Source organism: Vibrio sp. SNU_ST1, assembly GCF_030563405.1.
Classification (GTDB): Bacteria; Pseudomonadota; Gammaproteobacteria; order Enterobacterales; family Vibrionaceae; genus Vibrio.
Genome location: NZ_CP130749.1, coordinates 1,149,252 through 1,171,243 on the forward strand (window position 1 = coordinate 1,149,252; position 21,992 = coordinate 1,171,243).

At 44.0% G+C, this 21,992-nt stretch carries 17 protein-coding genes; 8 read left to right on the forward strand and 9 right to left on the reverse strand.

Annotated elements, in window-relative coordinates:
- Positions 1-238: 238 nt before the first annotated feature.
- Positions 239-877 carry a hypothetical protein gene (locus Q5H80_RS19350; protein WP_009844799.1) on the forward strand — a complete coding sequence of 213 codons (639 nt, stop codon included), beginning with the start codon at positions 239-241 and terminating at the stop codon, positions 875-877.
- A gap of 205 nt (positions 878-1,082) precedes the next feature.
- Here the strand turns inward: Q5H80_RS19350 and Q5H80_RS19355 are convergent, their stop codons facing one another.
- Both Q5H80_RS19355 and Q5H80_RS19360 read right to left on the reverse strand, forming a co-directional pair.
- Positions 1,083-2,276 (reverse strand): acetate/propionate family kinase, encoded by a 1,194-nt coding sequence (locus Q5H80_RS19355; RefSeq protein ID WP_304569720.1) that lies wholly within the window; start codon positions 2,274-2,276, stop codon positions 1,083-1,085.
- 731 nt (positions 2,277-3,007) lie between these two features.
- Positions 3,008-5,089: a DEAD/DEAH box helicase gene (locus Q5H80_RS19360; protein ID WP_032554996.1), complete on the reverse strand. Its 2,082-nt coding sequence runs from the start codon at positions 5,087-5,089 to the stop codon at positions 3,008-3,010.
- 308 nt (positions 5,090-5,397) lie between these two features.
- Here Q5H80_RS19360 and rnb point away from each other — a divergent pair, with 308 nt between their 5' ends.
- Positions 5,398-7,404 (forward strand): exoribonuclease II, encoded by a 2,007-nt coding sequence (gene rnb, locus Q5H80_RS19365; protein ID WP_304569723.1) that lies wholly within the window; start codon positions 5,398-5,400, stop codon positions 7,402-7,404.
- A 146-nt stretch (positions 7,405-7,550) separates the two neighbouring features.
- Positions 7,551-8,357, forward strand: coding sequence for an AraC family transcriptional regulator (locus Q5H80_RS19370; protein WP_304569725.1), 807 nt, complete (start codon positions 7,551-7,553; stop codon positions 8,355-8,357).
- 220 nt (positions 8,358-8,577) lie between these two features.
- Here Q5H80_RS19370 and Q5H80_RS19375 read toward each other — a convergent pair whose 3' ends face one another.
- Positions 8,578-8,940 (reverse strand): DUF3024 domain-containing protein, encoded by a 363-nt coding sequence (locus Q5H80_RS19375; protein WP_012600988.1) that lies wholly within the window; start codon positions 8,938-8,940, stop codon positions 8,578-8,580.
- Positions 8,941-9,215: 275 nt separating this feature from the next.
- Here Q5H80_RS19375 and Q5H80_RS19380 point away from each other — a divergent pair, with 275 nt between their 5' ends.
- Positions 9,216-10,031 carry a phosphate ABC transporter substrate-binding protein gene (locus Q5H80_RS19380; protein WP_304569726.1) on the forward strand — a complete coding sequence of 272 codons (816 nt, stop codon included), beginning with the start codon at positions 9,216-9,218 and terminating at the stop codon, positions 10,029-10,031.
- A gap of 195 nt (positions 10,032-10,226) precedes the next feature.
- Here Q5H80_RS19380 and Q5H80_RS19385 read toward each other — a convergent pair whose 3' ends face one another.
- The 3 genes from Q5H80_RS19385 to Q5H80_RS19395 form a co-directional block, all read right to left on the reverse strand.
- Positions 10,227-10,913, reverse strand: a complete 687-nt coding sequence (locus Q5H80_RS19385) for a MaoC family dehydratase (RefSeq protein WP_009844790.1) — start codon at positions 10,911-10,913, stop codon at positions 10,227-10,229.
- A gap of 332 nt (positions 10,914-11,245) precedes the next feature.
- Positions 11,246-14,398 carry an efflux RND transporter permease subunit gene (locus Q5H80_RS19390; RefSeq protein WP_304569727.1) on the reverse strand — a complete coding sequence of 1,051 codons (3,153 nt, stop codon included), beginning with the start codon at positions 14,396-14,398 and terminating at the stop codon, positions 11,246-11,248.
- A gap of 11 nt (positions 14,399-14,409) precedes the next feature.
- The gene (locus Q5H80_RS19395; RefSeq protein ID WP_304569728.1) at positions 14,410-15,546 is read right to left on the reverse strand and encodes an efflux RND transporter periplasmic adaptor subunit; all 1,137 of its coding nucleotides are present in this window, start codon (positions 15,544-15,546) and stop codon (positions 14,410-14,412) included.
- 259 nt (positions 15,547-15,805) lie between these two features.
- Between Q5H80_RS19395 and Q5H80_RS19400 the strand changes: the two genes are divergently transcribed.
- Entirely contained in the window at positions 15,806-16,249 is a 444-nt protein-coding gene (locus Q5H80_RS19400) for a dCMP deaminase family protein (RefSeq protein ID WP_004731749.1), read from the forward strand.
- A gap of 121 nt (positions 16,250-16,370) precedes the next feature.
- Here the strand turns inward: Q5H80_RS19400 and Q5H80_RS19405 are convergent, their stop codons facing one another.
- From Q5H80_RS19405 to pepT, 3 genes are all read right to left on the reverse strand, one after another.
- Complete coding sequence (locus tag Q5H80_RS19405; protein ID WP_304569742.1) at positions 16,371-17,213, reverse strand: mechanosensitive ion channel family protein; 843 nt, start codon at positions 17,211-17,213, stop codon at positions 16,371-16,373.
- A 165-nt stretch (positions 17,214-17,378) separates the two neighbouring features.
- A complete protein-coding gene (locus Q5H80_RS19410; protein WP_304569743.1) occupies positions 17,379-17,846 on the reverse strand; it encodes a DM13 domain-containing protein in 468 nt (155 codons plus the stop codon).
- Positions 17,847-17,922: 76 nt separating this feature from the next.
- Positions 17,923-19,155, reverse strand: a complete 1,233-nt coding sequence (pepT, locus tag Q5H80_RS19415; RefSeq protein ID WP_304569744.1) for a peptidase T — start codon at positions 19,153-19,155, stop codon at positions 17,923-17,925.
- 348 nt (positions 19,156-19,503) lie between these two features.
- On the opposite strand from pepT, the gene Q5H80_RS19420 reads away from it, so the two are divergent.
- The 3 genes from Q5H80_RS19420 (at position 19,504) to Q5H80_RS19430 (ending at position 21,957) form a co-directional block, all read left to right on the forward strand.
- On the forward strand, positions 19,504-19,650 hold the full coding sequence (locus tag Q5H80_RS19420; RefSeq protein ID WP_179946887.1) for a hypothetical protein: 147 nt from the start codon (positions 19,504-19,506) through the stop codon (positions 19,648-19,650).
- Between the two features lie 414 nt (positions 19,651-20,064).
- Positions 20,065-21,057 carry an aldo/keto reductase gene (locus Q5H80_RS19425; RefSeq protein WP_304570732.1) on the forward strand — a complete coding sequence of 331 codons (993 nt, stop codon included), beginning with the start codon at positions 20,065-20,067 and terminating at the stop codon, positions 21,055-21,057.
- A gap of 165 nt (positions 21,058-21,222) precedes the next feature.
- The gene (locus tag Q5H80_RS19430) at positions 21,223-21,957 is read left to right on the forward strand and encodes an RNA methyltransferase (RefSeq protein ID WP_304569747.1); all 735 of its coding nucleotides are present in this window, start codon (positions 21,223-21,225) and stop codon (positions 21,955-21,957) included.
- Positions 21,958-21,992 lie beyond the last annotated feature (35 nt).

Sequence of the window (21,992 nt, forward strand, 5' to 3'; positions counted from 1 at the left end):
AGGGAGAAAGACAGCAAATAAATACAGGTTTGAGCAAGGTACGGATGGGATTAATACCCTTTAGTACGGTGTGCCCATTAACTGGTCACACCTCAAAATCAGGTTCAATAATTCAAGTCGACATCACTTAATGGCTAGCAAATATCGAAGTCTTAGATATGTTCATATATGCTTATAAACGAAAGCTTACTTTTACAAGCATTCATACATATCATGAATAATAACAAAGGACTGTTTTATGCCATTGACATTAGATCAAGCTGCTCAGCTAATGAATCGAAATTTAGAACAATTTTTACATCGTTGTCCGCTTTCCATTAGTAGTGCTGGCCAATCAAAAGGAGCACTTACCTTTTATTTATATAGCCTCGGAGATACGGCGCTTGGTATCAATCAAGGTGTTCAAATGCCAGAGATGCGTTTGCGCTTATCTAAAACGGCGCTGTCAAGTAGCGCTAAAGCTCTTCAATGCATCCACATACCGGTATCTCAGTTTGAACAACTTAAGCCTGAGTCCATTTCTAAAGTCACCCACTATGATTCTGCAAACTTCCTTGTTACCACTCAATTAACAGGTTGTACGTTTGCTATTCGCCCGGGGAAAGGAGGCGGGCTTGAGTTTTTGCATGTTCAGCCAAATAGGGACTTTGATGGCGCAAAAATACAGCAAGCGATAAAAAAGGAGTTTCAAGTGTCTTTCGGTAAAGGGAATGGCTCTAACGGTACTACTTATGGGAATAATACCCGGGTTACTGTTTTAGGGGAGAGGAAAAATGGCTTGTGGAAAGTTTATGCACAGTATCAAGACGGCAACGGAAATGTGACTGGAGTTGATTGCATCTACAAAGAACCAAGTTCAGTGGCCTATGTTGACTGACAAGCATAATTAGCAAAGAAGGCATGCCATATTCTCGTCATTTAGCGTTCTCGCAGAAACGGGCATTCAACTAACAAACATTCCCCTCAATAGAGATGATGATTAGCGAGTAGTTACATATAAGTAACCCCGAACAAGAAACTAAAAAGCGAGCCACCAGGGCTCGCTTTCAAATCGTATATGTTAACTTAAACAGTTACTTAAATTACAGAAGTTCTACCGACTGTTGAGCAATCACGAACTCTTCATTGGTTGGAATAACCATTGCTACTGCGTCTAACATCTCTGATTTAGCGATGATACCTTCTGCGCCAAAACGAGCGGCTTCATTACCTGCTATATCTTCAACAAAACCAAGAATCTTAAGGTTGTTTAGGATTTCACGACGAATTGGTAGAGAGTTTTCACCGATACCACCAGTGAAGATGATGCCGTCTAAAGAATCTAGCGTTGCAAGGTAAGAAGCAACGTATTTAGCAACGCGGTAAGTAAACACCTCAAACGCAAGCTTAGCACCTTCATGGCCCTCTTCCATTGCTTCTAAGATGCCACGAGCATCGCTCGTAAGACCAGACACGCCAAGGAAGCCAGACTCCTTGTTTAGAGAGTTAAATACTTGCTCTTGTGACCAACCTTTCTTTAGTAGGTACTCGATGATACCAGGGTCTAAATCACCACAACGTGTGCCCATCATAAGGCCAGAAAGCGGTGTGAAACCCATTGACGTATCAACGCTGTTGCCGTCTTTGATAGCACATACAGATGCACCGTTACCTAGGTGAACGGAGATGAAGCTAGCTTCTTCAACTGGCTTGTTGACCATTTTCGCAGCTTCACGGCTAACGAAGTAGTGACTCGTACCGTGGAAACCGTAACGACGAACACCGAAGTCTGTGTATAGTTCTTTTGCGATTGCACCCGTAAATGCACGTTGTGGCATTGTTTGGTGGAAAGCCGTATCAAATACAGCAAATTGAGGTAGAGAAGGGAAAGCTTCAATCGCAGCGCGGATACCAATAGCACCTGCCGGGTTATGCAGTGGAGCTAGGTCAGATAGGCTCTCAATCTCACTCGTTACTTCTTCAGTAATACGAACCGTTTGAGTGAACTTCTCGCCGCCGTGAACGATACGGTGACCGATAGCCACTATATCAGCAGTGAAGCCTAGCTCTTCCATCAACCCAACCAGTTTGCCAATGGCAATTTTGTGGTGGTTATCTTCACCTTGAATGGCAATTTCAGTTTTCTCGCCTTGATATTTCCAGCTCATACGAGCATCTTCAAGACCAAAACACTCCCCTAAGCCACTCAACACGGCTTCACCAGAAACAGAATCAATAACAGCAAATTTTAGGGATGAACTACCCGAGTTAATAACCAGAACAAACGAATTAGACATTGGATATGGATCCTGTTTCAGTACGAATTGGATGAAGTGTTTACTTCAATTTTAGTTAAGCCCATTATTCAATAATTTTTGAATCTTTCAACTTTTGTTTTGCAAAAAGCACCAAATGAACACAATTAAGTTGATCTGAGTCATTAGTTTATTTATTTCGAGAGCGAAATTAAAAAATAGTTGAATATGACAGTTGGCCAATAAACGAAGTAAAGGACTGCTCACATTAGTTTTTTACTCGATTAAGTTAACTAGAGTGAATCGAAGCAATGCACGTAATCCGCCTAGCCCCCTTCCCTTTTCTCTGCTTATCATTGCCGATAACTTTTTGCTCGACTTCTCAATTGCTCAATGTTTGCATCAAAAAGATCACAAGAGTTGGGAATAGTGAACGACGAAATCCGATCTTCTTTTAATTGCATTCGAGTACAACTCTACGAATAAATGAACTGTAACGTCGCTTAGATAGCCTTCACTCATTGTTTTAGTATCTTGTAGCACGTTATTTCAATATAGACTTAGAACGCGATACAGCTAAGTTAGGCACTAACATTAGATATAGGGACGAAGTTTAGTTGAAGTAAGCTGCCGCATATATAGAACAAACCAAAGCTAAAGTTCAAATAACAGGCACAAAAAAGCCGAGCATTAAGCCCGGCTTTTAAATTCACTGTTTAAGCTATTCGCCTATAAGCACTTGGCTTGTAAGTTTCACTTAAACTAAAGGTTGATTAACCTTCGTTGCGCTCTGGACGACGACCGCGGTTGCCGCCATTGCCTGCTGCGTTGCCATGGCCACGTTCGCCACGGTGGTTACCACGGTGATCACCACCACGGTTACGGTCAAAGCGACGTTCGCCATCACGACCACCAGCAGAGTTACCATCACGTGCACCGTCACGGTTGCCACGGTAGCCACCACGACCGCCATTGCCACCTTCACGGTTACCACCTTCGCGATTACCGCCTTCACGGTTACCACGGTAGCCGCCACCATCACGACCGCCACGACCGCCACCACGGTTGCCATCACGACCACCGCCACCACGACGAGGCTCACGGAAGTCGTTGAAATCAACAACTACAGCGCCAGCTTCTTTTTGACGAATGCGAAGTTTGCTTAGCTTACCAGCAGTTTCAGAGTTCATTGCTTTTGGCAGTTGAACGTAAGTAGAACCTTGGTCTAGTTTGATAGCACCGATAGAACCTTTAGTTAGGCCTAGTTCGTTTGCTAGTGCGCCAACGATGTCTTTAACCTGAACGCCTTGCTCACGGCCAACTTGTAGTTGGTACGTATCCCAATCTTGAGTATTGAAGTTACGACCACCACCGTCACGGCCATTGTCACGATCTTCACGACGCTCTTTGCGACGGTTCTTATCACGCTCGATAGCAGCGATCATTGGGTCTTCGCCAACGTAGAATAGAGGGCTCTTACCTTGCTGACGCTTAAGAAGCATTGCAGCTAGAGTAGCAGCATCAACTTCTAGAGATTCTTGTAGTGTAGAGATCAAACCTGCGAAGTTTTCTAGAGCTTTGCTCTCTTTCTCAGTTTCAAGCTCAGCACCAAGCTTAGCAACACGTGCAGCAGCAACTTCGTCACGTTGTGGAAGTTGGATTTCTTCCATTTGAGACTTAGTTACGCGCTCGATAGTGCGAAGCATACGGATTTGGTTAGTGCGAACTAGTAGGATCGCTTTACCTTTACGTCCAGCACGGCCAGTACGGCCAATACGGTGGATGTAAGATTCAACATCGAATGGGATGTCGTAGTTAAATACGTGAGTGATACGTGGAACATCAAGACCACGTGCTACAACGTCAGTTGCAACTAGGATATCGATAACACCTTGTTTGATGTGATCAACAGTGCGCTCACGTAGAGACTGAGGAATATCACCGTGCAGTGCAGCAGCTTTGAAGCCACGTGCAGATAGCCAATCAGCTAGACGCTCAGTGTCTTGACGAGTACGTACGAATACGATTGACGCGTCAGTTTCTTCAGTTTCAAGAAGACGAGACATTGCTTCGTCTTTTTCTACGCCTTTAACAACCCAGTAATTCTGCGCTACTTTGTCAACGGTGTGGTTAGTACCAGCAACGTCAACTTTAGCCGGGTTACGTAGGTAACGGTCAACAATAGTCTTAACCATTGGAGGCATAGTCGCAGAGAAAAGTACACGTTGTGCAGATTCTGGAGCTTGCTCTAGGATCCAAGTAACGTCATCTACGAAGCCCATTTTTAGCATTTCATCTGCTTCATCAAGAACAAATGTGTGTGCTTCATCTAGGTGTAGACGGTCACGAGTTAGTAAGTCTTTAACACGACCTGGAGTACCAACAACAATGTGAGCACCGCGGCTTAGAGCGCGCATTTGGTCAACAATTGAAGCACCACCGTAGATTTCAAGAACTTTAAGACCTTTGATATCACGGCCTAGGTTTTTGATTTCCGCAGCAACTTGAATCGCTAGCTCACGAGTAGGAGCCATGATGATTGCTTGTGGTTTATGTTGGTTCAGGTTGATTTTGTTAAGTAAAGGCAGAGAGAATGCTGCTGTTTTACCAGTACCAGTCTGTGCTTTACCTAGTGCGTCACGGCCTTCTAGAAGAAGAGGAATAGCTGCTGCTTGGATTGGAGTCGGAGAAACGAAACCCATGCTATCAAGAGCTGAAAGAATGTTTTCGTTTAGGGCTAATTCATTAAATTGAATTACAGATTCGGACATTGGGATCCCACTATATATAAGTAAACAAAAGGTCCCGGGAGCTCTATCAATTCCAATACTGATCCAATCAGATACTGATTCCATTCAGAGTTACGAAGCAGTAATAAAACACTTCAAGCCATTAGGGACGTCTAAGGGAGGCGGATTATTCCTTAAATGCATAAAAAAAGCCAGAAAAAATTGAAATACATCACATATTTTTCGGTTTTACATCAATAATGGCTATCATATCGTCAAAACTTGATGAATATCTCGTCACAGCACCAAACTTCTAGCAAATTGACCTAGTTAAATAAGAGGGCAATTAATTTACGCTCACTTCGCCTTTAAGTAGTAATCAAGCCTCGCAATGATTATAGTGTGCTCAATTGTCCTCGATAGATAAAAGTCAAATGTTTCAAGATAATCCTCTACTCGCTCAACTCAAACAGCAAATCCAAGAAACCCTCCCTAAAAAGGAAGGTACGATCAAAGCCACTGAAAAAGGGTTTGGTTTTCTCGAAGTCGATAGCAAAACTAGCTTCTTCATCCCACCGCCGTACATGAAAAAATGTGTGCACGGTGACAAGGTGATTGCCATCATTCGCACAGAGAAAGAGCGCGAAGTTGCAGAGCCAGAGGAGTTGATTGAACAGGGTCTTACTCGCTTTATTGCACGAGTTAAGCTTTTCAAAGGCCGATTGAACGTTGTTCCAGATCACCCGCAACTGAAAAAACTGCAGCTTAAAGCGAAAGCAAAGAAGGGTTTGAACCCTGAAACGCTTAAAGAAGGCGACTGGGTTGTTGCTCATATCGTTCAACACCCGTTAAAAGGTGACAACGGCTTCTTGGCTCAGATCTCTGAGAAAATCACAGACGCTGACGACAAAATCGCGCCTTGGTGGGTAACGCTAGCGCAAAATGACCTACCAAACAGCGAGCCTGAAGGTATCGATGATTGGAAGATCAACGATGACGCCGATCTTGAACGTGTAGACATGACTCACGTCCCTTTTGTGACTATCGATGGCGAAAGCACAAAAGATATGGACGATGCGCTTTACGCTAAGAAGAAAGAGAACGGTGATTTTGAACTGACTATCGCAATTGCTGACCCTACGGCTTACATCTCTCCAGATGATGCAATGGATAAAGTGGCTCGCGAGCGTGGTTTCACTATTTACCTGCCTGGTCGTAACATCCCAATGTTGCCTCGCGATCTCGCTGACAACTTATGTTCACTAATAGAGAACGAAGTTCGCCCAGCACTTTGCTGCACAGTAACGGTATCTAAAGATGGTGTTATCGGTGATGACATTAACTTCTTCGCTGCAAATATCAAATCTCACGCTCGTCTTGCTTACGACCACGTATCAGACTGGCTAGAAACAGGTTCATCAGAGAAATGGCAACCATCAGAAGAGATCGCTGCGATTGTTTCTGACCTTCACCAATTTGCACAAGCACGTTCAGCATGGCGCTCAACAAACGCTGTAGTGTTCCCAGATCGCCCTGACTACCGCTTTGAACTAAGCGAAGACAACGATGTTGTCGCTATCCACGCGGACATGCGTCGTAGCGCAAACAAGTTGGTTGAAGAGTCTATGATCAGCGCGAACATCTGTGCAGGTCGAGTATTAAAAGAAAGCTTTAACCAAGGTGTCTTTAACTGTCACTCTGGTTTTAAAGCTGAGAAATTAACAGACGTTCTGGAGCTGGTTAACCCAGAAGCCGAAACACCGTTTACAGAGGAGCAGATCATTTCTCTAGAAGGTTTTGCCACTCTGCGCCGTTGGTTAGGCTCTTTAGACAACAGCTACTACGATAACCGAATTCGTAAGTTCCAAGCGTACAGCGAGATCAGCAATGAACCTGCGCCACACTACGCGATGGGCTTAGACATTTACGCGACGTGGACTTCTCCAATTCGTAAATACGGTGACATGATTAACCACCGTATGCTTAAAGCACACATATTAGGCAAAGCGCCGATTCAAACACCAGACGAAACCATTGGTGATGAACTTGCTCTGCACCGCCGCCACCACGGTATGGCTGAGCGTAATGTAGGTGATTGGCTGTATGCTCGCACTCTAGCGAATGCTCCAGCAGAAGAAACTCGTTTCCAAGCCGAGATTTTCGATATTAACCGCGCAGGTATGCGTGTACGTCTACTTGACAATGGTGCAGCGGCGTTTATCCCAGGCTCTCTCATTCTTGATAATAAAGAGAGAATTGAGTGCAATGGTGATATGGGTACTGTATCTATTGATAAAGAAATGGTATACAAACTGGGAGACGTTTTAGAAGTAGTTCTCTCCGAAGTTAATCAGGAAAACCGTAACTTAGTAGCAAAGCCGACTCAAGTTTTTGCGGACTTGCCTAACGAGCCTGAAACGACAAACGAAACCGAAGCTTAAGAGCTTTAACAGCTACGGCTTTCAAGGTCAAAAGGTTCTAAGTTTTACTTCTAAAGGCGCTAATTATTAGCGCCTTTTTTGTAAATGTCTCATGCTTAAACAATACTTAAAAAAGCAATCAATCTACAACGCCAAAGAAGCTCACTATGCCATCAATCACGGTCACTCAATTTAGAAACTTTATTCCCAGGAAACGCGAACGCTACCCCGCCTCTAAAAACGGTATCTTTATGGTATCGAAAGGAAGCATATCTTTTATGCTGCCCAATGGCACCCAAGCCTCGTTAAAAGCGGGAGATTTCACGCTTTACAATTCTGGTCAGATTAAAGACATAACGGTCGACACTGAAAATGGTGAGTTTAGTGCGATTTGCTTAGACTTTGATTTAGCAATTTTCCAAAAGTTCATCAACCAATTCAGCGATCTAGAATCCACTCGAATCCCAGACAAATACATCAAGTTCAATCAAACCGATACTGAAATCTACCAGTTGAAAGAGCTCATCATGTCGCTCGCTAATTCTTCGACTCAGAATGATTACGCTCTGACCCAGCTAGGCTTAGGTTTGCTGTCTTTAATGATCGAGCAGTATCCGGAACTATTAGCGATTATTAGCCGAATTTCTAGATTGACGGTGACACAAAAGGTCATCCATTACATTGAACAGAACATAGAAAATAATATCTCACTCGACACTCTAGCCAGCTATATGGGGATGTCACCAGCCACACTCAAACGCCGTTTATCGGCGGAAGACCTTTCGTTTTCAAACCTCTTGAAGATAAAGCGAATCGCCCACGCAGCCACACAGCTCAGAACATCGAACAAATCGATTACTCAAATTGCTTATGAATCCGGGTTTAAAAGTGCGGCACATTTTAGTACCGCCTTTAAAACCTATCACGGCAAAACACCAAAAGATTTCCGGTCTTTGGTTTCAAAATCTTATTAATACCAATCGTAGTAAATAACTAATCACTTACTCACTGTGATTGGTATAACTACGCAATCTTAATGGCATAATTTGGAGTAACATCCATCGTTTTACTGACGCATATAAGCTTCACTAACATAGACCCTTTTTAGTGACGCAGATAGGTTGCGATGTGTTGAGTTTACAAAAGTCGTTCGTTTTAGGTATCAAGCCCCTCGCAAACATCTCAACAGAATAATCACGACCAGAAGTACGATTTAGGATCTTTTTCTATTTCAGACAAAATAGCATCAAGATCCTTCGATTGTGGTAGGTAGGGATAAGGCCCCCAATTTACTGAGTCGGTTTCTACATCGCCTTCTAGCGGCACCATTACCAACCAACATGATAGTGACTCATCAAAACTAACGCAGGCGATCTCATTTGTGTAATCGCTATGAGATGAGTCGAGCAGATAATGAGCCTGAGAAAACAGCACACCACCCTCACACTCTTCATAAAGGGATTTACCTAACTCGACAGGTAAACTGCGATTTCGAGATGTACAGAGCTTCTCAGCTCCAATTAAAAGACGATTCAGTTCGATATGAATGACGGACATAACACCCCTTGTAATTTCATAGAAACTCCATAGAAATTCTATAGAAACTTCTAAGTAGTGAATTCCTCTACTTAGCTTAGGACTCAACCAACATTTTAGCGAACAAGCGCAAACGAAATACCCGACCAGCTCCCAGAAACGAACCCTGCTTTTGTCAACCCAGCTCGCTTTCACTCATCAAGCTAATAGCGACACATTGAGCGGATAGAGTTTCACAAAATTGTCATATAACCGACCTATCATAGCCGGCAAATGTTATTAACTAGGAGTTGTTTATGTTACGAGTCGCGCTTGCCTCTCTTCTATCCTTAGCCCTGTCTTCTCACGCTGCTTTTGCACAAGAAACCAATATTTCGGGCTCCACTTCGGTATCACGTGTGATGGATGTATTAGCTGAGGAGTACAACAAGACTCACCCTGATAACTATATTGCTGTTCAGGGCATCGGTTCTACAGCGGGTATTACCATGGTCAATAAAGGTGTCGCTGATATTGGTATGAGCTCGCGTTACTTAACTGACCGCGAGCAGGGCGAAAAATTGAAGGTATTTCCAATTGCCTTTGACGGCCTAGCCGTCGTAACTAACCGTTCAAACGGTGTAAGCAACGTTACACGTGAACAGCTATTCGATATATATAAAGGCAAGATCACGAACTGGAAAACCATAGGCGGTGCGGATCAACCTATCGCAGTTGTAACTCGTGAAGCTTCTTCTGGTTCACGTTACAGCTTCGAGAGCTTGCTTGGTTTGACAAAAATCATTAACGACCGTCTAGTGTCTGACATCAACCCAAATAATTTGGTTGTAAACAGCAACAGCATGGTAAAAACGATTGTTAACCATAACCCACACGCAATTGGATTCATCTCTGTTGGCTCTATCGACCACTCGATTAAGGCCATTAACTTTGAAGGCATAGAGCCAACATCAAAGAACATTGCTAACCACAGTTATGAATTGGCTCGCCCGTTCTTATTGCTGCACAAAACTGACTCCGTTTCTGACGAGAGCAAAGATTTCATTAAGTTCGTGAAGTCAAAACATGGGCAAGATCTTATCGAAGAGTACGGCTACACACGTATTAAATAGCGACACGGATATCAAGTAGTTACACACGTATCAAGTCGCTATACGCGCGTTAAGTAAGATAAGTGCTTTTAGTGATGTTATTAGGATACTGATGATATCGTCTTGATAGACACAAACAAAAAGAGAGAGCCTTAAGCTCTCTCTTTTTTTGAATCTATAATCTTCGCTAAAAATAATTCTACTTATAAAAAAGCTCTAGAAGTGAAGTTGAATCACCGAAACAATCACAGCACCAGGGCGACGGATGCCTTCGATTTCTACACGGATTTCACGTTCAATCTCTAAGCCTTTTTTAATTGGCGTTACTTTTGTCAGTGTACTTTTAGCGCGAACGTTACTGCCCGATTTTACAGGGTATGGGAAACGTACTTGGTTAAGACCAATGTTTACAACCATCTTCGCCGTTGGGAATTGAGATTTGTCAGGGTCAACACTGTCTGTCAGCCGAGGAAGCAGAGACAAAGTCAAAAAACCATGTGCAATGGTTGTTTTGAACGGAGAATCTGTTTCAGCCTTAGAGGGCTCAGTATGAATCCACTGCATGTCTTCAGTAACAAGGCCAAACTGGTTGATTCTGTCTTGGCTTACATTGATCCAATCACCAGTATGTATCACTTCACCGATCTGCTGTTCAAGCTCATCAAATACAAGCTGTGCTTCTGGCTTAAGTACGATCTGTGGTTCGACAGGCATCTCTGGTGCATCTTCATTGACAGCAGGTTTATGGTGATCACGAACCCACGCAAAGAAATGACTATTTTGCGTGCGATTCAGAAAGTCTCCCCAGTAATCTCTAAGAGCTGGAGACATCCATTGCATAAACTCTGAGTGTTGCGAAGACACGCTGTCGCCTCGGTGTTTAAATAAATCAATGACTTTCATAAGAACCTCAATGCACAAAATATTTCAATATAACTTGGTAATTTTGAAACACTTCACACTATTGTGCAAATACTTTCGAGCATACAAGTGTTAGCTGAACACCTACATATTCAACAAAAACAAAACCTTAGCAATAAAACACCATTTTATTACAGAGCCTTAATTGGAGTGTTAACTCTACCTTATAATGAAGATTTAATTATATAAACAGATTCTTTATTCACAAGTGGAATAAAAAAGGCTTAGCACAATGCTAAGCCTTCGTTTTTACAAGAAATTAATTACCAAGGAGGAACCTTGTAAAGGGCTCATTCTACAAGACACGAACTTCCCTATTCATCGTCCAGTGGAATCAACTTGGTATTGCCACCGTGTGCCTTCTCACGTTTGCGTTGCACGAATGCATAGAAGCCAGGGATTAGGAACGTACCCGCTAACAACACACATAGCAGACCACCAATCAGAGAAATACCCAGAGAGTTCTGGCTCACGTGACCTGCGCCCGCAGCGAAGATAAGTGGGAAGATGCCCAATATGAATGACCAAGACGTCATGTTCACAGCACGGAAACGCAGCGTACCGCCCTTCACTGCTGCATCTTCGATTGATGCGTCCTTGTCTTCACGCTCCACCTTAGCAAACTCCACAATCAAGATTGCGTTCTTAGCGGCCAAGGCTATCAAGAGAACCAAGCCAATTTGCGCATAGAGGTTCAGCGGTGTACCTGTCAGGTTCAACGCCAAGAAGGAACCCAAGGTTGCAACAGGTACCACTAAGATAATCGCTATAGGGATTGTCCAACTCTCGTACTGAGCCACCATAAACAGGTAGATAAAGATCAGCGCCAATGCGAAAGCAAAGATCGCTTGATTGCCTGCCAAGACCTCTTGGTAAGCCATTCCGGTCCATTCGTACTGGTAACCCTGAGGTAATACTTCTGCGGCTACACGCTCCATTGCAGCAATCGCATCACCACTTGAGTAACCCGGCGCTGGTTGGCCTTGAATCACGGCACTACGGTACATGTTGTAACGCCATGCTACATCCGGCTCGAAGATCTGGTCGTAAGTCACCAATGTGCTTAACGGGATCATCTCGCCATTAGACGAACGTACGTGGAATCGTTGTAGGTCATCCATGCTGCTACGGTGTTCACTGTCAGCTTGCATGGTTACACGGAAGTTCTTACCAAACATGGTGAAGTCATTCACGTACATTGACCCAAGATTGCCTTGTAGCGTTTGGAATATTTCCGACAGCGGAATACCTAGCTGTTGCGCTTTCTCACGATCAATATCGACATAGTAGTGAGGTACATTCGCACGGAAGGTACTGAAGGTATGTGAAATCTCAGGCTGTTTGTTCGCCTCAGCAATCACGTCATTCATTACCATCGCCAGATCAGTGCGGCTACGACCTAATGTATCTTCGAGAACAAACTCAAAACCAGACGCAGCACCCATGCCCGGTACAGCTGGAGGTCCCATTGCAAATACGATCGCTTGAGGCAGTTCTGTTGCTGCTCGACCATTAATACGTTGTGAGATAGCTTGCGCTGAATGTTGACCGTCCAATGCGTTACGCATGTCCCAATCATGGAGCTTGATGAACATCGACGCGCCATTCGAAGCTGAAGCGCCCGTCATGAATGCATAGCCGTTAACCAGTGTCACACCATCAACGCCCGGCTCTTGCTCGACCATCTCTAGCAACTGCTCTGTCACATCTTCTGTACGAGACAGCGATGCCGCATCAGGAAGTTGCACATTGACCAACAAGATGCCTTTATCTTCTTGAGGTACGAAAGCCGTAGACGTGGTTTTCGCGAAGTAAGTTACCGCCGCTAGTGCCACAACAAAGAAGGTAAACAGCAGAACACCCTTTTTCACAAGGAAGCCTGCAATTTGACCATATTTGTTGGTTACTGACTCAAGACCACGGTTAAACGCTTGGTACCAACGTGCTGTGTTACCACCGCCCTGCTTAAGAACCAATGAACACAATGCTGGTGACAGCGTTAGAGCGTTAATAGAAGAGATCACAACCGCAATACAGATGGTCAGAGCGAACTGACGATACATGATGCCGGTAATACCTGGCAGCATCGCTACTGGGATGAATACCGCTAACAGAACCAAGGTTGAGGTAACAATTGGACCCGTTACTTCTTTCATTGCGATAAGCGTTGCTTTTCGCGGTGAAATCGTAGGATCTTTGGCCATCGTAGTATCGACGTTCTCGATAACCAAGATCGCATCGTCTACTACGATACCAATCGCCAAAATCAAACCAAACAAGGTTACTGTATTAATGGTAAAGCCCGTCATCTGCATGACCGCAAAAGTACCAATCAAAGATACCGGAATCGCAACCACAGGAATCAAGGTTGCACGTGCACTGCCCAAGAACAAGTACGTTACTGCGATAACCAGCAAAATTGCTTCGATGAGAGTTTTAACTACGCCTTTAATCGATTCAGCAACGAAGAGTGTGGTGTCATAACTCGCCTCGTAAGCAACGCCTTCAGGGAAATTTTTGCTTAGGTTGTCGAGCATCGCCATGACTGCTTTACCACTTTCCAGCGCATTAGCGTCTGACTGAAGAGACAGCGTTACGATTGAAGCGTCTTGACCACGGTATTTACCGTTACCATCGTAGAACTTTTTACCTAGCTCAACACGTGCAACGTCTTTTAAATAAACCGTTGAACCGTCTTGATTTGCACGAAGCACTACATTCTCAAACTCATCAGCCGTTTCTAATCGGCCTTTTGTTACCAAGTTGAATTGCACTTCTTGCGCGTTGTTATAGGGTGCGGCACCAATACGGCCAGCTGCGACTTGAACGTTCTGTTCTGCCAAGGCGCGATTCACATCAGAGGTGGTTATATTGAGGTTAGCCATTTTTTCAGGATCTAACCAAACACGCATCGCGTATTCACCACCACCCAACACGTTAACTTCACTAATGCCCTTTACACGAGCCAATTGGTCCTTAATGTTCAAGTTCACGTAGTTGATAAGGAATTGGTCGTTGTACTCTCCGTTCGGCGAGTAGAAGTTCAAGACCATCAGCAAGTCAGGAGAACGCTTCTTGACCGTCACACCCACCATTCTTACTTCTTGTGGAAGTTTCGATTCGATCTGAGCAACGCGGTTCTGAACGTTGACCTGAGCCATATCAGCATCAGTACCGACATCAAAGGTCACATTAAGGTTGTATGAACCATCGTTAGCACTTTTAGAAGACATGTAGATCATATCTTCCACGCCATTCACCGACGTCTCTATGGGGTCGGCTATCGCCTGTTCCACCACTTCAGCACTGGCACCCGTGTAGAATGCCGATACACTGACCGATGGTGGGCTAATTTTTGGATATTCGGCCACTGGTAAGATAGCGAGAGAGATCGCCCCCGCCAACGTTAATATTATGGAGATGACAAGGGCAAACTTAGGCCTTTGAATAAAGAAACGACTTAACATAAATAGCCCCCTTACTCAGCTTGTTCAGCAGAAGCTTGAATACGAACAGACATACCATTACGTACACGCTGTAAGCCTTGAGTGATCACTGCGTCGTTCTTCTCTAGACCAGAATGAACGATCACACCACCTTCAACTTGTCGCCCCATCTCAATGTTTCTGCGCTCAGCAACTGGTGCGGCTTCACCTTCAACCAATACCATCACAAAGTCACCTTCTAGGTCGGTTTGAACTGCACGACGCGGAATAGTCACAACATCAATAGATTGCTTTTCACGTAGATCAACGCGAACGTGTTGGCCTGGAAGTAATTGCTGGTTCGGGTTATCAGCAATTGCGCGCATCGCGATCGTACCAGTATTGAGGTTGATACGGTTCCCCAAGAAATCAAGCTGACCTAGATGTTCGAACGCTTCACCATTCTCAAGCATGATCTGAACTTCAACACCTGCAGAGTCGCTACTGCCATCACCTTCAATGCGATCCATACCTAACTCAATCCGCTCACGCTCACTGATGCTGAACGATGCATGGATTGGATCTAGGCTAACCAAGGTGGTTAATACGCCTGAAGACGGTGAAACCAGATCACCCGTGCTCACTTTGCTGTCACTAATTCGTCCAGAGAAAGGCGCAATAATTTTGGTATGAGAAAGCTGAACATTGGCTGCATTGAGCTGTGCTTGACTTGCTTCAAGCTGTGCCTGAGAACCCAATAAGTTTGCTGTTAATGCATCAAATTCCGATTGAGAAATACTGCCCTTAGGGAGAAGGTTCTTACCACGGTTAAAATCAAGTTCGGCTTTTTTAAGATTCGCATTCGCTTGAGCAACAGACGCTTTTGCGCTTGCTACTTCAGCCTCAAATGAAGATGGCTCAATAGAATAAAGTAATTGGTCCTTTTCGACCATTTGACCTTCATTAAAATGACGGCTTTGTAGATAGCCAGAAACTTGCGCTGTGATGGCCGTATCTTCAACGGCTTCAATACGACCGATATACGACTTACTTTGCTGGTGAGAAACAACGCTAACATCCTGTACAGCTACGAGAGGTAAAGGCGCTTGCTTGGAATTTTGAGCATCTTGCCCACATCCAGCAAGAATAAGAGAGCTTGCAAGAGCCGTAAGGATCAACTTTTTACGCATGGTTATACCGTCACTTATTAGTATTTGAACAGCATAAAATTTACGTAACACGCTCGTTACTATTGTCCGAGGAATATCAATTATAGCGAACCAAAGTGTATCAATATGTTAATTGAAACTAAGTGCTTATATAGTAGTTACAAACGCGTTACAATTTCTAAGTAAATCAATCTCTCAGCTTTTGTTCTCTATGGATATTGTCTAACATAATGTATTGTCAGGCAGATAAGCATTCACATTTAATTGTTAAGGAATTCTCATGATTTCAAAATGGGCTAAACGTTTCTATCAAATGGCGGAATTGGTCGGTTCTTGGAGTAAAGATCCTTCAACTCAAGTCGGCGCCGTAATCACTAAGCACAACCGTATTGTTTCCGTTGGTTTTAATGGCTACCCGCATGGCGTGTCTGATAGTGCGGATACTGACGATCGCGAGATGAAATACCTCAAGACACTTCACGCTGAAGAAAATGCAATCTTGTTTGCTAAACGTGATTTAGACAGTTGCGAAGTTTGGGTAACTCACTTCCCTTGTCCGAACTGTGCAGCAAAAATCATCCAAACTGGAATTTCAGCGGTACATTGCCCAGAGCAAAGTGAAGATTTCCTTTCTCGTTGGGGTGATAAGATCAAGATAAGCCAAGATATGTTTGAGCAAGCAGGTGTCGAAGTAGACTGGTTGCCACTCGCTGACCTGGATTAATCATTTACAAATAGCGAGCCCCAAATACAAAAAAGCCGAGAATCGATATATTCGATCTCGGCTTTCTTTTTATTCGGACTTGCTAACTTTTAGCCTTTAGCCTTTAGCCTTTAGAGCAGTATTAGTCACTTGAAGGAAATGCCGCCGCGTAAGCTTCCATGAAGTCCTTGCGAATATCTTGCTCTAGATGAATCGCTTTTTCGGTCGGACAGAAGATCATAAAATGCACTTCTTGCTCACCCGTCGAACTGCTCGTGATATGGATATGAGGCTCAGACCCCGGAAGGTCAACACCAGCGTGCTTTTCGATCACACCGTTATATCGGCGGGCAACATCAATAAACTCTTCACAATGCTCTTCAATTTTCACAATAAGACCCGGCACCATAGGGTATAGGTTTACAAAGTCTTTCACAGTCACAAAAAAGTTATGATAAACGTAGCGCTTCATGAAATTGAGGTTCTTTACCGGATAAGTGAAGAACATGCTATTGGGCAGCGTAGCGGTCTTTCCTGTGAAGTGATATTGCCCATGATATAGGTCGATTTCCTGAATCACAGTCGCCATCAAGTTGTGCTCAATCACCTCACCGCTGATTTTACCCACTTCGATCCAGTCGCCAATTCTAAATGAGCGAGAACTCGCACGTTGAATAGAACCAGTGAAACACAAAATGATCTCTTTAGACGCGACGACTATCGCAACAGCAATAGCCGTAACTGAGAGTGCAAATTCGCTGATTTCGGATTTCCACAACACGAATAACGTCACAACAATAATCGCGAATGTGCCGTTTTTGGTACGTGACATCCAGTTACGTTGGTCTTCACTAAGAAAAGCGACATCACCACGGATTCGAGACAAAGTGATTCGTCGGATTATTAAAATAATGCAGATGATCAGCACACTAAAAATAAACTTATTAGCGAGTAAGAAATCTATTACTTGCCACATCTTTTCCATTACTTATTCCTTTGTATTACAACAATTAAGCTTTATAACGACGAGCATTCAAACAATTAGCCTATACAACGACGAACTTTACAGCGACTGACTCAACCCAATAAACGCATTATGAAAAAACGATCAAAAAACGAGCGCCTTTCATACTTAACTCTGTCTAGGCTATCACTTTATCTTGGCAGAAGTAATAAATTGGCCAAAAGTTTCACACCAAATCACAACGGTATTAAATCGATTAAGATCAGTACCTTTGGGAAGCTCAACCATAAACCGGTCGAATGTTTTCACATCTCCGATTATCAGTAACTCGTTCTTGCTGTCATTGAAAGCTTGCTCGGTTTCAATGAACTTAGGCGAGAGGTAAACCTTATAATCAGGCCCCGGCGCCAATTCACCTTCAAAAGCTATCGCACTTTCAGAGACAGAGACGATGCCTTTTCCCCAGTGTAAGAAGTCACTGTCTTGTCGATCTTTAGTGAACTCACCTGTATAGATAGCCTGCTGACTGATCGCTTCAACAGAACTTGAGGAAGGAGAATCAGGCTCAATCAAGATAGGTAGTGCATAGACACCAAGCCCAAAACCAAAAGCACCCACGGCTAAGTGGGTGCAAAGTAAAACTAACTTTTTCATCGCGTACTCCCTTATGCTTAAAGAGAGTATTAATGAATACTCTCCAAAATACAAAGAGATATCGCGTTTTAGGCGGCTATTTTTGATAGTGAATAGCGGTACGTTGAGACAGTTCGACGATCACTTTTACCGCTTGTTCCATGCCTTGAATGGTAATGAACTCATGAATACCGTGGAAATTGTAGCCGCCAGTGAAGATATTCGGACATGGTAGCCCCATGAAAGATAAGCGAGCACCGTCTGTACCGCCTCGGATTGGTTTAATCATAGGCTCTACATCACACTCAATCATCGCTTGCTTCGCTAACTCGATAATGTGCTGATGCGGTTCAACCATCTCTTTCATGTTGAAATAGCTATCGGTGAGCACCAACTCAACACGACCTTTCTCTAGGCGCTCGTTCAGCTCATCCACTTTCTGTTGCATGAATACCTTACGAGCTTCTACACCCTCACGCTCAAAATCACGGATGATGTAACCCAGTTCAGAACGCGCCACACCCATTTCAGCCGACTTCAGGTGGTAGAAACCTTCATAACCTTCTGTGCACTCGGGTGTCTCTTGCGCTGGCATCATCAATTGGAATTGCGCCGCAATATTCATCGCGTTCACCATTTTGCCTTTTGCGGTACCTGGGTGAACATTTACGCCATGACAGATAACATCGGCACTCGTTGCATTGAAGTTCTCAAATTCCAACTCACCGACTGGACCACCATCAATGGTATACGCCCACTCAGCGCCGAACTTCTCAACATCAAACAAGTTCGCACCACGGCCAATCTCTTCATCCGGAGTGAAACCAATGCAAATGTCGCCATGTTTAATGTCTGGGTTTGATTTAAGGTAAGCAATCGCGCTGATGATCTCAGCGATACCCGCCTTGTTGTCGGCACCCAGTAAAGTCGTGCCATCGGTCGTGATAAGATCATGACCATGCAGAGTATCAAGATCTGGGTATTGGCTTGGGTTTAAGCTTTCACCACTTGTACCTAACTCAATCGTTCCACCTTGGTAATCTTTAATCACTTGCGGTTTCACGTTCGCCCCTGATGCATCAGGAGCGGTATCCATGTGCGCCACAAAGCCAATAGCAGGTACAGGGTAATCGACATTCGACGGCAGTTTCGCCATCAAGTATCCATTTTCATCTAAAGAGACATCAACTAAGTCTAATGCAACCAATTCTAACTTTAAGGCTTCAGCAAAAGTAATTTGCCCCGGTGAACTTGGGCATTGCTGATTAGAAGGATCGGATTTGGTATCAAAAGTAACGTAATTCAGAAAACGTTCTACAAGCTTTTCCATAATTCATCTCACCATGGATTAAGTAATTGATTTACTGACTTAATTATAAATGTAGATAAGTAATTTATTGTTAGGGAATTACCTACATTTAGTCAGTAGCGAGGTTTTTCATCTTACGCCCCTGACCATGTATGTAATTGCTCTAAATCATTATTGTGCGAAATTAGACGAGCTTCCTATACTTGAAACAGAGGGTTTCGTCAGTTCAACATTGCATACGGATGATAAGAGATCGCTTTGTACGCATTCTACGCCCTCCGCTCTCAGCCTAAAAAAAGTACAAAGTGGATGATGATCACTATTTATCCTTGATGCAGAATCTGTCATACGTTACACGGAGACACTGTTATGACGATTAATAAATATTTCATTTTCTCTCCTCAAGCCTCTGAGGAAACGCTCCAACCAGTATTAACTGAGAAAGAAGTTCAAAGGCAGGAAGCTCTAAGACAGGCGCAGACCCAGGGTGGGTTTGATACCAACGCGACCTCGTAACTTGATAATACTCAGTACGTATTTATAGAACCCCTAATAAAGAGCTCTACTTCTCTATGATGTAGAGCTCTTTGTCTATAGACCTTTCTTCTCTATTTCCGATAAGCCCTATCTAGCCTTCAGCCTATTCGAACTCGTTTACTTTCCGACCTTCGCCTCTGTATCTATAGTTACTCGAGTACATCGCCATCTCATTCGTCACGCTGAGAAATGACTCATTAAACTTCCCCAAGCCATACCTTGTCGTGCCATTTTGTGCTAATAATTCATATTCGTTTTCATTCCTCACTCGCCCTCTTTTCAAATACTTTTATGCGAGTACCAGAGAACTTAACCACAGGAATCCCGAATTCAATGGAATATTCAAAACTAGGATGTAGTCAAATTCCCGTTTCCCGAATCTGTCTTGGTAGCATGACTTGGGGGCTGCAAAATACGCAACAGCAAGCCGACCAACAGATCGAATACGCACTAAGCCAAGGTATTAACTTTATTGATACGGCAGAAATGTACGCGGTTCCGCCTTCTCCAGATACCTACGGCAAAACAGAAGCGATTATCGGTAACTGGTTGTCTCGTAACCCGCAACGCCGCCAAGAGTTAATCATTGCGAGTAAAATAGCAGGGCCAGGATTGCCTTGGGTTCGAGATGGCGGGCCAATCACGGGTGAAGCTGTAATTGCAGCGGTTGACGCTTCATTAGCGCGTTTACAAACAGACTATATCGATCTTTACCAACTTCACTGGCCAAACCGAACAACACCACACTTCGGTAAACATTTCCCAAATCAGATTCGTTTCAGCGACATCGACCGAAAGCAGCATGAAGCGGAAATGTTGGAGATCCTTCAAGCATTAGCGAGTTGCATTAAGGCGGGTAAGATTCGTCATGTCGGCCTTTCAGATGACACGACTTGGGGCATTAACACGTACCTTAAGCTGAGTGAAAAGCATGATTTGCCACGCATGGTCTCAATTCAGAATGAATTCAGCCTACTGCACGCGAAAGATTGGCCATATTTGATTGAGAACTGTGTGCATGAAGATGTCGCTTACCTACCATGGTCGCCTTTGGCTGCAGGCATGTTGAGTGGAAAGTACATCGATGGCGCAAGACCGGAAGGCAGCCGTTGGACTTACATGCAACGTAAAGGCATTTTCCGTGACACTGGATCTGCCAATGAAGCGGTTAAAGGCTATGTTGAAGTGGCGAATACTCATGGATTTACTCCGAGCCAACTGGCATTGGCTTGGTGTAATCAAGTCGACGGTGTTACCTCGACCATTATTGGCGCAACCACCATGGAACAGTTAAAAGAGAACGTAGCAGCTTTCAGTAAACCGTTATCAAAAGAGATCCTTACCGATATCAATACCGTCTTTAAGCGCTATCCTGCTCCGTATTAAGCTGTCAGTTCAGCTTAAGTAAATCCTATAAGAGCGTGCTATTTAGTGCGCTTTTCTTTTTTAAGTGGGTTGCTTTTGCTTTTTAGTGGATCGCATTGAGTTATCACGCTTTTGGTTATCCAACCTTTGCTCTATAATGCGCGGGCTTATATCTAGGATAAAAACATGATTTCAAAAAACCAATTAAAACTCCTTCGTGCTTTGGGCCAAAAGAAGCAACGTAAAGCCCACGGCCTGTTTCTAGTTCAAGGTGAAAAGAACGTTCTTGAACTGTTCAATAGTGACTTAGTCGTAAAGAACGTCTTTGCTACTGCTGATTTTCTATCTGAAAATCACGCATCACTGATTGAGTTTGATTGTGTTGAAGCCTCGCTAGACGACCTAACCAAAGCAAGCACTCTAGTAAGTAATAATGCAGCGATTGCTGTGGTTGAAATTCCAAAGGTTGAGTTACCAGATGCGACAGGCTTGATGATTGCGCTTGATGGCGTTTCAGACCCTGGTAACCTAGGTACGATTATTCGCGTGGCAGACTGGTATGGCATTAAGCATATCGTTGCGAGCAGCGATTGCGCAGACCCATACAACCCTAAAACGATCAGTGCAACTATGGGTAGCTTTGGCCGAGTACACGTAAGCCAAACAGACTTACCGGCTTATTTAGAGCAAGCGAACCTACCGGTTTACGGCGCATTTTTGGAAGGCGTAAGTGTTCATAAGACTGAGTTTACTGCCAACGGCATTTTACTAATGGGCAGCGAGTCTCACGGTATTCGTGAACATGCGGCTAAATTCGTGACAGACAAGATTACGATTCCAGCTTTTGGTGGCGCAGAGTCTCTGAATGTAGCAATAGCGACGGGTATTATTCTCGACAACATGCGTCGTCAGCATAGCTAGCTCTCATAAGCTAACGAGCCAGTCGACAGTGCTCA

Excerpts from the sequence above, each read along its gene's own strand:
- Q5H80_RS19370 (WP_304569725.1), top strand. The coding sequence starts at position 7,551 with ATGCCATCAATCACGGTCACTCAATTTAGAAACTTTATTCCCAGGAAA.
- Q5H80_RS19425 (WP_304570732.1), top strand. The coding sequence starts at position 20,065 with ATGACTTGGGGGCTGCAAAATACGCAACAGCAAGCCGACCAACAGATC.
- rnb (WP_304569723.1), top strand. The coding sequence starts at position 5,398 with ATGTTTCAAGATAATCCTCTACTCGCTCAACTCAAACAGCAAATCCAA.
- Q5H80_RS19385 (WP_009844790.1), bottom strand. The coding sequence starts at position 10,913 with ATGAAAGTCATTGATTTATTTAAACACCGAGGCGACAGCGTGTCTTCG.
- Q5H80_RS19400 (WP_004731749.1), top strand. The coding sequence starts at position 15,806 with ATGATTTCAAAATGGGCTAAACGTTTCTATCAAATGGCGGAATTGGTC.
- Q5H80_RS19355 (WP_304569720.1), bottom strand. The coding sequence starts at position 2,276 with ATGTCTAATTCGTTTGTTCTGGTTATTAACTCGGGTAGTTCATCCCTA.
- Q5H80_RS19375 (WP_012600988.1), bottom strand. The coding sequence starts at position 8,940 with ATGTCCGTCATTCATATCGAACTGAATCGTCTTTTAATTGGAGCTGAG.
- Q5H80_RS19360 (WP_032554996.1), bottom strand. The coding sequence starts at position 5,089 with ATGGAATCAGTATCTGATTGGATCAGTATTGGAATTGATAGAGCTCCC.
- pepT (WP_304569744.1), bottom strand. The coding sequence starts at position 19,155 with ATGGAAAAGCTTGTAGAACGTTTTCTGAATTACGTTACTTTTGATACC.
- Q5H80_RS19395 (WP_304569728.1), bottom strand. The coding sequence starts at position 15,546 with ATGCGTAAAAAGTTGATCCTTACGGCTCTTGCAAGCTCTCTTATTCTT.
- Q5H80_RS19410 (WP_304569743.1), bottom strand. The coding sequence starts at position 17,846 with ATGAAAAAGTTAGTTTTACTTTGCACCCACTTAGCCGTGGGTGCTTTT.
- Q5H80_RS19405 (WP_304569742.1), bottom strand. The coding sequence starts at position 17,213 with ATGGAAAAGATGTGGCAAGTAATAGATTTCTTACTCGCTAATAAGTTT.
- Q5H80_RS19350 (WP_009844799.1), top strand. The coding sequence starts at position 239 with ATGCCATTGACATTAGATCAAGCTGCTCAGCTAATGAATCGAAATTTA.
- Q5H80_RS19430 (WP_304569747.1), top strand. The coding sequence starts at position 21,223 with ATGATTTCAAAAAACCAATTAAAACTCCTTCGTGCTTTGGGCCAAAAG.
- Q5H80_RS19380 (WP_304569726.1), top strand. The coding sequence starts at position 9,216 with ATGTTACGAGTCGCGCTTGCCTCTCTTCTATCCTTAGCCCTGTCTTCT.
- Q5H80_RS19390 (WP_304569727.1), bottom strand. The coding sequence starts at position 14,398 with ATGTTAAGTCGTTTCTTTATTCAAAGGCCTAAGTTTGCCCTTGTCATC.
- Q5H80_RS19420 (WP_179946887.1), top strand. The coding sequence starts at position 19,504 with ATGACGATTAATAAATATTTCATTTTCTCTCCTCAAGCCTCTGAGGAA.